Here is a 13,025-nt window from a genome sequence, read left to right as displayed (position 1 = left end):
GGGGTAGTTTTCTAACCTTGAAGCGCCCGTGGGTCTATTACTACCTGACCTTACGCAACCGGATTATGCCACAAAACACAAAAACACACAAGAGTGAGTAAACGGTACTTCGGCGTAGCCGTACACCGATTTTTGTGCTTTTGTGTTTATATGGCTAAATAATCTGCGTAACATCAGTTATTAATCTCCTAACGAGTCATTAGCGACCACCGACCACTTCCGCATCCCGCCGGAAGCCCCGGAAAAATTCCGCGAGGGAGTCAAACTCCCGCCGCCAGGATAGCCCCGTACCGACCTGCAAACGTCGTGAGCTCAAAATATCGGGCTCCAGCCGCTCGTAAAAACGGAGCCGCAACGTCCGCGCGTCGTTAAGCACGTACTCGATGGCCAGGTCGTTGCCCACGAAGGTGCCACCGGCTACGGCGCCTAGTTGATTATTGCTGAACACGTTCAGATCATTGCTGAATCGTAGGCGATTGTTGAAATCCCGGCTGATCGAAAACCCGACGGCGGAACTGCGGCCGTCGGCGACGGTATTTAGCGAAGTATTTCGGTAGGAATTGTAAGCGAAATCAAAGTCGAAGGAGGAAATAAAAGCTTCTTCCCCGAAAGTATCTTTCACCAAGTCATTAATCAGCAAACTGAAGTAGTTGGAGAACCACTCGCTCAGGGTGTTGATCGCCGCGTCCGAAACACCGAACGACAAATCGGAAGGTAAGAACTGTCCGGCTACGATTAGCCCGAATACCTGGCGGTTAAGCTCGTTCTGATCGAGCAAAAGCTGGCGGCGCTTGTTGTTGGCGTAGTTCTCGAGCTGTGGGTCCAAATTGGGGAAGCTGAGGTCGAAATTAATGTCCGGTTTCGTGAGTAGGCCCTTTAACTGGAGGGTGAGGTCCACTTCGGTGGCGCGGTTGGCGTTGGACTCAAGTCCTTCGTTCGGCCCGATGATGTACTCCCGAATGAAGGGAAGAATGGGCGTGCGGAGATTTTCGTAGTCCGCCTCAATGTCGAGCGTGGCCTCCATGGGGTTGCCCGTCCAGGTAACCTTGCCACCGTTACGGACGGAAAACTCCTTGTTGACGATCCGCTGGAAGGTAAACAGGTAGCTACCCCGGGTGATGTTGTAATCACCGTACATCTCCAGGGCACCGTCGCGGGGGATGTTGAGGGAAAGGTTGCCGTTGCCCTGGCCACGCAGGATGTCGCCGACCTCCTCGTCGAAAATGATCTCGCCAATGGCCCCTTCGTTGATGGCCAGATCGAGATTGAGGCTGACGCCGGTGGGCTCGATGGCGGACTGGCGGTCTTCCTCTTCCGCATAAACGCTGCGGTTAACGAAGCGCACGTTGTCGAGTGGCCCAGCCGCGCTGCTGTAATTCACTGGGATGGAAAGCCGGGAGCCGGCACCGACGCTGGCGGCGGCGTAGATGTCAGTCTGGCGAAAGTTACCGGTGAACCGAATGAGTCCTTTCCCGAGCACGGTCCCGAAGAAGAGTGGATTATCGCCCGGCTCCAGCTCCAGGGCGAGAAAGCGGTCGGTGTTGATGGTGGCGTTCAGGCCCAGGTTCTTCAGCCGGTCGTGGGTGACGCCGCCGGAAAGCGTGGCGACGTTCCCGAAGCGGTCGTACAGTTTTCCGCCCGCAAGGTCGAAGAGCGTGTTGTTGACGCTAACCCGGTTGCGGGGGAAAGTGTAACGAGTCTGTAGGTAGTTGATCGTCATGCCGCCGTTACGGGCTTCGATGTAGCCGCCGACGTCCAGCCGCTTAACCGGTCCCTTGACCCCCAGTTGCGCGTCAAAAACCCCCACGATATTGGAGACCGACCCCCCCACCCAGTACCGGGCAAGCTCCAACGGGTACCCGGCAATACTGACGTCCATGTCCAAAAAACCCTGCACCTGTGACGCGTTAGCTAGTCCCGCACTTAGTCGGGGCGACCGCGCCGGATCCTCCGCCAAATCAGCCAAATTGTAGATCCCCTCCGCGATCAGTTGCGAAGTGTCACGGTTCAGGGAGGCGTACGCCCTGAGCTGGCTCTTCGGGTTGTCGGCCAACAGGTCGACCCGCAGGTGGCCGTAATCATCGCCGTTCATGCGGAAGGTATCCGAACGCAACTCCGCGCGGATGCCCTGCTGGCGGAAGACGTCGGCCACCGAGACGTTGATGTCGATGTCGCCACTGAAGTCGAGTTGATCGTACTTCCAGAGGGAGTCGATCAGGGCCAGATCCATGTTCAGAAGGTCCAGGTTGAGCCCGTCTTCGCCAAAATTGTTGAGGCGAATACTGCGGCGGCCACTGCGCAGGGAGAAATTACGGGTGTCGATGTATTTAGGTCCGAAAACGAGGTAGTTGCCTTCCTTGATTGTCCAGACCTGTTGGAAAATATCAATGTTGGACTGTTCGAACCGTAACTCGAAATTCTGATTGTCCGGAAGGGTGAGGCTACCGTCCAGATTAATTCTGTTGAGCAAAATGTTCGCCTCGTCGCCTCCGTAAGTGATGCCGAAATCGATCGCCTGGTCGTCCACCAGGCTGAGCAGCGTCACCCGATTAGCCAGGTGGCGACCGTTCACGAAAGTAGAATCGACGGCAAAATCGAGGTCGCCTTCGTCACGCACGCCACTGAGTTTTACGACCAAATCTACCAAACGAATGTCTCCCAGCGAAGCATTCGGGGCGATCAGTTCCACGTTCAGCTCGTCCTCAAAGCCGTCGTAGCGCCCGGTCAGGCTGAAGTCGATGAGCGGACCGAGGTTGGGGGCGATCAACCGGTTTAAACCCTTGGAATCCGCGATGTCGAACTCAAAACTGAACCGGTTAGGCTCTGGCTCCCGCGTGGGGGGCTTGATGTTGAGCCGGCGCGTCCAGGAAGGATAGTACTCGACCAGGTAGCTCGTAAGGCTCGTCGAAACCTCCTCGATGTCGAAACGACCGACGATGCGCCCGGTCAAGATGTCGCTGTCGACCTGGATGACTTTTTCTCCCTCCAGGTTGAAGTTAGAAAAGGCCGTCAGGCTGTCGATCGGGATGGAAAGCGTATCGAGCAGCACGTTGAAACTGTCCATCTCGATGCGCCCTTCCATCTGACTGAAGTTCGTCCCAATGAGGTTCAGGTCGATGTTGCCACTCACGGCGATCGGTTTCTTGCTGAGGTTGAGTGCGAACAAGTCCAGCTCACCGATGGCGGCGTCGAAATCGAAGGTGGGGATGCTGTCGCGAAAATCGATTTCCCCCTGGAAGTTGAAGTCAATATTATCGTCCGAAATGTCGAAATTTCCGTCGAAGAACCGTTCTTCCAGCCGGCCGTCGATTGTTGCATTTTCGTAACGGTAGCCCCGGTACGTAAAATTGGCGATCGTAGCTGCAAGGTCGGCGCTCGCCGTCGAGGGGTCGAACCCGACTCCGTTGCTGACGCCCCCGGCGAAAGTGACGTTGCCGAACTGCGAATTCCCCGTCCAAGCGCCCATGTTGAACTCACTGAGCGCTAACTCTCCGCTGTAGCGGGCGGGCAGGTTGTCGTCCAGCACGAGCGCCATGTTGAAATTAGCCGCGCCAATCTCGGAGCGTAGCGCGCCCGTCGCCACGAAGTCGGTAAAGAAGCCATCGAAGCGGCCGGAGAGACTCAGGTTACCGAGTTCGTCGACGTTTGGGGGCAGCTTGAGGGTGGGAATGAGCCGGCGGATGGTCCGGACGTTAGTGGTCAGCCGTTGCAGATCGAGGTTAAGGGATTCCGAGCCCGGGCGGGAGAGATTACGCGAGCCAAAGCTGCCGACGAGGGTGGTCGTGCGGTCGAGCGCCAAGTTGACGTTGCGCCCCCGCAGGTTATTGACCTGCCCGCTGAAGTTGCCGGCGATGGAGATCTGCGAGCGGCGATTGTCGCGGAAGAAAGGGTTGAAGCGCAGCCGTCGCGCGAAGTAAAGAATGTCCCGCACGGCAACGCTGCTCTGCTTGACCTTGATGTCCATCCGTACGTCGTCGTTGAACGTTAACCAGGCGCCCCAGCTCGGAAAGGTGAAGCGGAGAGAATCGGAGAGCATGGACTCAGCCGTGACCAGCTCCAGGTCGTAGAGTTGAAGTTCCGTCGGCGTAACCTTAAGGTCCTGAACGCTCAGGCGGTCGAGGACGAAGCCCGACTTTTCCGAAAGCGATAGGTGCCTGAGGGAACCGAGAAACTCACCGTTGTAAAAATTTACGTCCGCCAACTCCAGGTCGATGTTTTCCATACCCAGCCGCGCGAAATCAACGGCGGTAATGTCGGACGCTTCGATGGGGTCTTTTCGGTAATTGTTGAGCGTGAAGGCTCCGTCGATCACTTCGATGTTGCCAACGAGAAGCCGGAGCGTGCTGGAATCCCGGGCCTGTACCAGGCTATCCATCCGTTGCACCGCATCGGAGAGCGGGGTAGGGTCGATGGTCGTCTGGATAACCCGCGGTGCACGTAGCTCAACGTCGGAAATGCGAATCTCCTGGTTAGGGAGGTCGAGCTCGTCGAACCGGATGACGCCGGACGTCAGGTCCACGTCAAGGCGCTGCCCCTTGACGCTGTCGTTCTGTACGAACGAAATGTTGAACAGGTCGAGGTGGTCGAGCTGTAGGTTGAGGGGGTTGCTTTCTTTGTTGGGGTCGGTAGGGAAAAGCTTGTTGATGGCCGTGGTCAGGTTCGTCTCGGGGTCGCCCAAATCGCGACGAATTTGAAAGCGGGTGTCACTAATCACGATCGTCTCGACGCTGAGGCCGGAGAGGAAATCGAAGTTGGCCTCCAACCGGCCGCCGTAGAGGAGCGTATCACCGTACTTATCCTCGACGAAAAGATCTTCAATCGTCAGCTCGTCCAGCCACGAAAGACGCACCTTACCCACGGTCACCCGGGCGTCCAGGGTTTTGCTGACCCGTTGGGTGAATTGGTCGGCCAAGAAGTCCTGCACCACGGGCAGTTGGAGGGCGAGAAAAAGCAGGATGGGAAGAATGATGATCCACACCAGTGCCTTACGCACGCGCTGCCAGCCCCGCCGTTTCTGGCGCGCTTTTCCTTGTCCTTGCGGATCGGGGCTCGGGGGGGCTTGGTTGGTGGGCTGTTCGCTCATTCCGGGTGGGGGCGAAGGTAAGTTGACGTTCGGGCTTTAAGAACGTAGGGGTGGGGGATTAGTTATTTGGGTGGTTTTTCTTTGGCAGGGCCTTAACTGAATGTATCTCTAGTGTTGGTTGTTAGGATACCTTTCCGCTTACGATTAAAACTAAAATCCATAAACGCTTCAAGAGCCCTCTTCCCCAGCCCCTTTTGCTTTGCAGTACTTCGCGCTGACATCGTGGCTGCTTTGCGGAAGCTGCGCTGCTTCCTTTGGAGGTCAAGAAAAGGAGAGGGGGAAAGTGATGAGTATTATAGGTTTTGGAGCATAAAGCTAGGTTAATAAAGTAATGGGATTATGGAAAATGCGACAGTGCTCCCGTCACGTTAGAATGGCCATCCTCCTTCCTCTCCTTATCCCTCTTCCACTTCCTCCGGCAAACCCAGCGGAGCGGCCCCACCAAAACCAAATCCACCCGATCACGTTATCCAATTAAAGTCAAGACTTATGTTTAACTTCCTGAAAAAGAATCCCACCAAGCAACTCGAGAAAGACCACGCCAAACTCCTCGAGGAAGCCATGGAGCTCCAGCGCAAGGGTGATATCAAAGGCTACGCCGCCAAGACGGCCGAAGCGGAGAAAATGATGGACCGCATCGTTGAACTCAACAAAAAGTAGCACCGCCGTGGCCCACAAGAAACCGAACCTTCCGGAAAAGATGTGCCCGGTCTGCAATCGCCCCTTCGCCTGGCGCAAGAAATGGGAGAAAGTATGGGACGAAGTCAAGTACTGCTCCGAAAAGTGCAAGAGAAACAAATCCAAAGTCACGAGTAGCTAAGCCTGCCTGAGACTTACGACTACAGACCAAAGACCACAGACCAAAAATGGACGACCGCCCCTACGAAGTAGCCCACCTCCAGGACGAAGACGACCCCACCGCCGACAACTTCGCCTTCCACCCGAAGAACGTCTACCTGACGCTGTTGCTGTTCAGCCTGACGATGCTTTTCCTGACGATGACGGCCGCCTTCGTCTACACGCGCGTGCAGTCCGATCTGCCACCGATCCAACTTCCCCTGCTCTTCCTGATCAACACCGGCATCCTGCTGGCGAGCAGCTACACGATGATCCGTGCCAAACGCGCTTACCTGGCGGACAATACGAAGGGCTACACGAAAATGCTGTGGTACACGATGGGCCTGAGTTTTTTCTTTCTTATCATGCAGTGCATCGCCTGGTACCAACTCTTTAGTCAGCAGATCTACATCACCAGCGACAACTCGGCTGGTTACCTTTACGTTATTTCCGGGCTCCACTTTGCCCACGTTATCGGCGGTATTCCTTTCCTCGGGGTATTCCTTTATAAGGCGCGCAAGTACATGCGCGAGCCCGTCAGCGTACTGGTTTATTTCTCCGACCCGGACAAGCGTCTCAACCTGCGATTACTCACCGTTTACTGGCACTTTCTGGACGGGCTGTGGATCTACCTCATTTTGTTTTTCTTCATCAACCAGTTGGTCTGGGCGTATTTTCCGTAGCACATTTGTTGTAGCTAACTCGCTAAGACCTGGGCGCGGTCGCGGGTGCAAGCGGGTTTGGTGAAAGAGCCGTGGAGAAACCATCACCCTAGCGGTTACCTTGCGCGAAATAGTGATCACTTTCGCCCCGCATGACCTCCCTCGAACGCATTCTCACCACCCCGCGCTACCTGGCCCCGGCCTGGATTTTCACCAGCCTCAACATCGTCGTGGCTACCTGGGTGCTGTACGTGCCAGCGGTAAAGGAGCGATTGGAACTCGACGACGGGCAACTCGGCCTGGCGCTCTTTGCGTTCTCCGCGGGACTACTGACGGCGATTGCGCCTTCCTCCAGCTTATTTGAAAAATTCGGCCTGGGGCGGCTCAGTTTCATTGCTACCTGCTGCTTCGGTTTGCTGATGTGCATCCCCGTGATGGCAACGACCTACCCGATGCTCGTCGTCGGTATCTTCTGCACGGGGCTCGCTGCCTCGATCATGGACATTGGGATGAACGCGTTGATCTCGGAACTGGAATACGAAGACGGGGTCAACATCATGTCGGCGGCGCACGGGTTTTTTAGCCTCGGTGGCGTGATTGGTGCGGGCCTGGGGTCTTTGCTGCTGGGGGTTTTTGTGGAGCCGGTCTATCATATGCTGTCGGTGGCGGCTTTCCTCATCGTCACCAATGGCTTTGCCGTGCGCCACTACTTACACCGCCGCAGCCGTAAGGCCGATCGGGGAGGGGAGGGGAAGTTTAAATTTGCGCTGATCAAACCACTGCTCGGGTTTACCGTGCTGGCGGTATTGATCATGGGCAGCGAGGGGGCAATTGAGCACTGGAGTAAGCTGTACTTACTGGACGTCGTCAAGATTTCCTCCGACAGGGTGGCCGGTTTTGGTTTCGTCGCTTTTTCGGCGACCATGACGATCGGTCGGTTTATGGGGGACAACGTGTCGTCCCGGTTCGGGCCGTACAACATTATCATCGGCGGCACGCTGATTGCGGCGGCTGGGTTTGGCTTGGTGTTGAGCACCTTGTTCTGGCCGGCGATGATTGGGTTTGCCCTGGTGGGGTTGGGGTTCTCGGTTATCATCCCGGAGTTGTTCCGGTTGGCGGGGCGGGCGGAGGGTGTTTCTTCGGCGGAAGGCATTTCGGTGGTGGCCGGAATGGGGTACGTAGGTTTTCTGGCGAGCCCGGCCATTCTTGGGTTGCTGTCGGACTGGTCGTCGTTGCGGTTGAGTTTTGCGGCCTTGCTGGGGGCGGCGTTGGTGTCCGCTTTAATTGCCTACGTATTAAAGTTACGCAGAACGTAACCTGCCGCCGTGATTCACATCCGGCGGCCGCCCCGATAGCTACCGGGGTCGGGGCGCAAAGAAAGTCCGGCCGTGGGCAACCGATGAGTGGTTAATACTCGTCTCGGCAACAAACACCAAGCTATGAGACCCTTGCAACTTACCCTTTTTGTACTCCTGGTCGGCTTCGTAAGTGGTTGTGCCGTCGAAGAAAATACCCTCCCGGGTGAACCCGGCGAATTCACCGTAATAGGTGAGACTATACCCCGGGACGCCAGCGAATGTGGCCGGCGAACGATTATCGGGGCCCGGGGTACCTGGGAAGATCGCGTAGCGATAACGGACTTTACCATCAACGAAATAATTGACCGTTCCTGCCTCGATATTAGTTACGGTGGTTTTGGTTGTAGCTCCGAGGAAATTCTTGCCTTCATGGTGTCGAACGGATGGCGCGGGGGAGACAACTCGCTCCTCGTAGTTGAGGCTACGCTGCGAACCAAACAGCTTTCCAGCCAGCCCACCTGCGAGACTTATCTTGAGCGGCGCGACACCTTTGACATGAATCAACTGATTGGCCGAGAGAATACGCAACTTACGATCGGGGATACAACGGTAATCATTAAACAGTGAGTTCTTTTTGGGGCTTACGGTGAACATCACGGTGTTTTCACCAACGAATAGCGAGCGGCTGTCGTCTTCCGGGTAGAACAAAATACTCATATCGTGAATAACCTGCTCGTTGCCATCCTCCTAGTTTGTGCATTATCCGCTTGTGATGACGCAGAATCTGAATTCGTGCTGGACCCCACGTATGAATTTTGTGGCCAACCCGTCACGGTTGCCCCCGCGAATACTTATGAAGCACGCGCCGAGGTCGCTATCCTGACCATTCACGCCGTCAACGGTACTTGCCTGGACATAAGTTACGGTGGTAGTGGCTGCAGTGCTACTGACGTGATCGCCGAGCTATTTGCGGACGGGGCAGTCGCGGAGAGTAACCCTACCCAGAGCCGAGCTACGTTGCGATTTTATCGGGACGCTGACCAGCCCATTTGCCAAGCCGTGTTCGAACGCCGGGATACTTTTGACTTGGCGCCTTACTTAGGCAACACGCTTCCGTCCCTGTTAGAGATCGGGGACACGACGGTCCTCATTAGTAAATAATTTTGGGGTACGTGAAACTGAATCCTGAGCCAGTTGCGCGCAGCATTTTTCGGGAATTCGCCTCGCCCCGATGCACGTTGGCGTTCACGCGCAAGCGCGTGTGAGAAAATTACCCATTTAGGCTCTTAGCGAACAACCGCGAGACATCCCGAAAAGCCTTAAACTCCAACGCATTACCCGCCGGGTCGTAGAAGAACATCGTATTCTGCTCCCCCGGCAAGCCCACAAAACGCACGTAGGGCTCAATCTCGAACTTCACCCCGTGGCGCCGCAGCCGCTCGGCAAATTTGTTGAATTGTTCCCACTCCAGGACCACCCCGAAGTGTGGAACCGGCACGTGCTTACCGTCTACTTCGTTGCGGTGGTCGGGCGCTTCCTTTTTCGGCGCTAAGTGCGCAACCAACTGGTGGCCGAAGAGGTTAAAGTCAATCCATTCCGTATCCGTCCGCCCCTCGGGGCAACCCAGTACGGTACCGTAAAAATGGCGCGCCGCCGCTAAATCATCAACGGGGGCGGCGAGGTGGAAAGGTTGGATGGTGTTGCTCATGTGGTTGGTTAACTTTGCGTAAGAGTCGGCGTGTTTTGCTCATGCAATCACACCACAATGTAGGCCCGTTTGCCGAATTACGGGGCGGGCCACGCGATCTCAATCTCTACCGGACCCCAGACCAAAGACTACAGACCCTAGACTACAGACCCTAGACCAGCGACTCCGGACCTAGACCTCAGACCAAAGACCTAAGATGCGCATCCTTACCTACACCCAGATCGGTACCCAACACAGCAACCACAACGAAGATGCTTTCGCCAAAGTAGAACTAACCGATCACCACCACCTTATCGCCGTCATCAACGGTACGGCAGCTGGCAAAAAAGGCTACTTCACCGCCGCCCTCGTGGCCCAGGTGCTGGAGAAGGTCGGTAACGAGATGGCATTACGCCTTTTCGCCGAAAAGGAATCAGCCGGGGCTGCCGAACTTCTTCGCGCCTGCACGGAAGAACTGTTCCGCGAGCTAGCGAAGCTAAGGAGCCGTCTGAACCTCAAAAAACAGGACCTCCGGCTGACCATGACACTCGGTGTCACCGATCTGGAGGACAGGACGGCGGAAGTCGTAGTAATTGGTTCCGGTATCGTCTCCTGCGACGGCGAAACGATCGAACTCAGCCAGTACACCGAACCGGACTATCTCGTTAATCACCTCGACAAGAAAGATTTTGGGACCTGGTGGACCAGCCACGATAAGCGCATCAGGTGCGAAAATTGTCTCGACCTGGCCATCGCCACCCCGGGCATCCTCACCTTCGAGCCCTTCAGCCACGACTCCTACCAACCGGTCACCGACGATGAGATTCTGACCTTTCTTCTCAGCGAGCGTAACGACGGGCCGGTGGAGCACATGTTCCGACGTAAGGTCATCTACATTGAAGATAAATTTGGCCTGTTGGCTACGGATGACGTTACTATTGTGCGGGTATTCTTTGTGTAATCTCCTTGGTCACTGGTAGCGCTTGTATTGGTTTTTCCGGAAGAAGGGGAAGAGGTAAAGGAAGAAGGAAGAAGTGCTGCCGCGCGGCTAAGGTTGTTTCCTCTCAAATTTCTGCATACGCGCTACCACGTCCTCCTCTACCTCTTTTTCTTCCTCCCCTTCTTCCGGAAGCTGCTGGAGGCAACCTAAAACCGCCCCCGCAACTCAAAAACAACCAAAGCCGCCGCCACCGCCACGTTCAAACTATGCTTAGTCCCGAACTGCTCGATTTCAATAGCCCCGTCGCAGGCATCGATCACCGCCTGATTCACCCCGTTTACTTCATTCCCCACCACGACGGCCACCGCTTTGTAGCCGTCCACCGAAAAACCCCGTAGCGGTACGGAGTCATGCGTTTGCTCCAACGCAAACACGGCCGTTCCCCCTTCACTCAGCTCCCGCGTCAGCGCCACCGCATCCTCGTGGTAGCTCCAGCTGACGCATTCCGTGGCTCCCAGAGCAGTCTTCAAAATATCGCGGTGCGGCGGCTGCGCGGTGATGCCGCAGAGGTAGACGTGGGTGATGGCAAAGCAGTCGGCCGTCCGAAAAATGCTGCCGACGTTGTTGGCCGAGCGGATGTCGTCCAGGACGAGCGACAATGGAATCTTGTCGGCACTCTTGAACTCCGTCATGGTCGGCCGCCGCAGCTCCGCCATTGTTTTCTTCGTCCGCATGATTGAGATTTAAAGAAACGGGACCGCCGCCGCAGTGGCCGTGGTCCCGTTATTCTTAGTGGTAATAATACTATTGTACCATCCGGTAAAACCGGGCGGCTATTTTAGTGTCCTAAATAGTTCTTCAACAACTTCGAGCGGTTCGCGCCGCGCAGTTTGTTGATGGCCTTGTCCTTGATCTGGCGGACCCGCTCGCGCGTGAGGCCGAATTTCTCGCCGATGTCTTCGAGCGACATGGGGTGCTCGACGCCAATGCCGTAGTATAGCTTGATCACGTCGCACTGACGCTCCGTCAGGGTACCGAGGCTGCGGTCGATTTCGCGGCGGAGGGATTCTTTGTACTCCAGGTTAGTGTCCGTGCCGGGGGTGGCCTTGTTGGCCAGTACGTCGAGGAGGCTGTTGTCTTCCCCTTCTACGAATGGGGCGTCCATGGACACGTGGCGGGCGGCAACGCCGAGGGTCGTCTCGACTTCGGAGGCGCTGATTTCGAGTTCACCGGCTAGTTCTTCGCTGCTGGGCTCGCGTTCGAAGGCTTGCTCCAGGCGGGAAAAGGCCTTATTGATTTTATTAAGGGAGCCGACCTTGTTGAGGGGTAGGCGGACGATCCGGCTCTGCTCAGCTAGGGCCTGAAGGATGGACTGGCGAATCCACCAGACGGCGTAGGAGATAAATTTGAATCCACGGGTTTCGTCGAAACGCTGGGCGGCTTTGATGAGGCCGAGGTTGCCTTCGTTGATGAGGTCACTGAGGGAAAGACCTTGATTCTGATACTGCTTGGCGACGGACACGACGAAACGTAGGTTTGCCTTGGTCAGCTTTTCCAGCGCGATCTGGTCGCCCTGCTTAATCCGCTTCGCCAAATCGACTTCCTCTTCGGGCGTCAGCAGGTCGACTTTGCCGATTTCCTGGAGGTATTTTTCCAGAGACTGACTCTCGCGATTCGTGATCGACTTGGTAATCTTTAACTGTCTCATATTGGCGGTACGTTTTTATAAGGGGCGGTTACATTCGGGGGCCGTGCGCCAGCGGGGCGCAAAATTAGGGGTAAAAAATATAGTAATCAAGGTTTGGCCCGGGTCCCTCGGCGAATATCTGTTTAACAACACGATAACGCACGGATAAGTTGGACGAGAAAAGATTTTTGGTAGTCTCAGTATTTTAACTTTAATTGCCGACCACAATAATCCCTAAAACACAACATGGAACGAGTAAAATTTACTTCCGAATTCATCTGCCGCGCCTCCCCAAATATGGTTTACCAGTTCCTCACCGACCCCGCCTGCATCACGCGCTGGTTCTGCGATGAGGTCGACATCATGGACCAGACCTACACCTTCGTCTGGGACGGCTCGGCCGAAGTCGCCGAACTAATCGACAGCAAAGAGGGCGACATCGTCCGCTTCGCCTGGGAAGATGCCGACGATGACGACGAGTACCTGGAGTTCAACATCAACAAGAGCCCCGTTACCGGCGAAACCATCGTCAACATTACCGACTTTGCCGACGACGACGAAGTCGAAGACCAACGCGAACTCTGGATGACGCAGCTCGGCCGGATGAAGGCGGAAATGGGCGGATAATTAGCCAATGGAAAGTTACAAAGGTCTCTTCGGCAATAGCTGAGGAGGGCTTTTTTGTTACGTCCCAGCCATTATTATGCGCGGCCGCCCCGACTGAGTGCGGGATTAGCTGGCGCGTCCGCGGGTGCCCGGTAAGTACGAAAGCAGCGTAGTTGAACCGGAGGGAAGCCCACAGTATCACCCCCAGACTAAAGACTAAAGACT

The 13,025-nt window shown here is 55.8% G+C and carries 12 protein-coding genes; 8 read left to right on the top strand and 4 right to left on the bottom strand.

All coding sequences use genetic code 11. The annotated features are described in order from the left end of the window. Positions 1-199: 199 nt before the first annotated feature. The gene (locus tag GGR27_RS04970; RefSeq protein ID WP_168036266.1) at positions 200-5,083 is read right to left on the bottom strand and encodes a translocation/assembly module TamB domain-containing protein; all 4,884 of its coding nucleotides are present in this window, start codon (positions 5,081-5,083) and stop codon (positions 200-202) included. Between the two features lie 489 nt (positions 5,084-5,572). Here GGR27_RS04970 and GGR27_RS04965 point away from each other — a divergent pair, with 489 nt between their 5' ends. From GGR27_RS04965 to GGR27_RS04940, 6 genes are all read left to right on the top strand, one after another. Continuing rightward, entirely contained in the window at positions 5,573-5,743 is a 171-nt protein-coding gene (locus GGR27_RS04965; protein ID WP_168036265.1) for a DUF6435 family protein, read from the top strand. Positions 5,744-5,750: 7 nt separating this feature from the next. Next, positions 5,751-5,903 (top strand): DUF2256 domain-containing protein, encoded by a 153-nt coding sequence (locus GGR27_RS04960; RefSeq protein WP_168036264.1) that lies wholly within the window; start codon positions 5,751-5,753, stop codon positions 5,901-5,903. A 46-nt stretch (positions 5,904-5,949) separates the two neighbouring features. Next, positions 5,950-6,603 (top strand): cytochrome c oxidase subunit 3, encoded by a 654-nt coding sequence (locus tag GGR27_RS04955; RefSeq protein WP_168036263.1) that lies wholly within the window; start codon positions 5,950-5,952, stop codon positions 6,601-6,603. A gap of 131 nt (positions 6,604-6,734) precedes the next feature. Next, positions 6,735-7,898, top strand: a complete 1,164-nt coding sequence (locus GGR27_RS04950; protein ID WP_168036262.1) for an MFS transporter — start codon at positions 6,735-6,737, stop codon at positions 7,896-7,898. 123 nt (positions 7,899-8,021) lie between these two features. Beyond that, positions 8,022-8,507: a hypothetical protein gene (locus GGR27_RS04945; protein WP_168036261.1), complete on the top strand. Its 486-nt coding sequence runs from the start codon at positions 8,022-8,024 to the stop codon at positions 8,505-8,507. Positions 8,508-8,600: 93 nt separating this feature from the next. Continuing rightward, positions 8,601-9,041, top strand: coding sequence for a hypothetical protein (locus GGR27_RS04940; protein ID WP_168036260.1), 441 nt, complete (start codon positions 8,601-8,603; stop codon positions 9,039-9,041). A gap of 109 nt (positions 9,042-9,150) precedes the next feature. On the opposite strand, the gene GGR27_RS04935 is transcribed toward GGR27_RS04940, so the two are convergent. Next, entirely contained in the window at positions 9,151-9,588 is a 438-nt protein-coding gene (locus GGR27_RS04935) for a VOC family protein (RefSeq protein ID WP_168036259.1), read from the bottom strand. A gap of 196 nt (positions 9,589-9,784) precedes the next feature. Between GGR27_RS04935 and GGR27_RS04930 the strand changes: the two genes are divergently transcribed. Then, positions 9,785-10,528, top strand: a complete 744-nt coding sequence (locus GGR27_RS04930; protein ID WP_168036258.1) for a protein phosphatase 2C domain-containing protein — start codon at positions 9,785-9,787, stop codon at positions 10,526-10,528. Between the two features lie 185 nt (positions 10,529-10,713). Here the strand turns inward: GGR27_RS04930 and GGR27_RS04925 are convergent, their stop codons facing one another. Then, complete coding sequence (locus GGR27_RS04925; RefSeq protein ID WP_168036257.1) at positions 10,714-11,241, bottom strand: RNA methyltransferase; 528 nt, start codon at positions 11,239-11,241, stop codon at positions 10,714-10,716. Positions 11,242-11,345: 104 nt separating this feature from the next. Then, positions 11,346-12,215, bottom strand: coding sequence for a sigma-70 family RNA polymerase sigma factor (locus GGR27_RS04920; protein ID WP_168036256.1), 870 nt, complete (start codon positions 12,213-12,215; stop codon positions 11,346-11,348). Between the two features lie 225 nt (positions 12,216-12,440). On the opposite strand from GGR27_RS04920, the gene GGR27_RS04915 reads away from it, so the two are divergent. Further along, positions 12,441-12,821, top strand: a complete 381-nt coding sequence (locus GGR27_RS04915; protein WP_168036255.1) for an START-like domain-containing protein — start codon at positions 12,441-12,443, stop codon at positions 12,819-12,821. Positions 12,822-13,025 lie beyond the last annotated feature (204 nt).

It is taken from the genome of Neolewinella antarctica (assembly GCF_011927835.1).
Classification (GTDB): Bacteria; Bacteroidota; Bacteroidia; order Chitinophagales; family Saprospiraceae; genus Neolewinella; species Neolewinella antarctica.
Note: the sequence above shows the minus strand (reverse complement) of the source record. Positions and strands in the feature narration are given on the sequence as shown.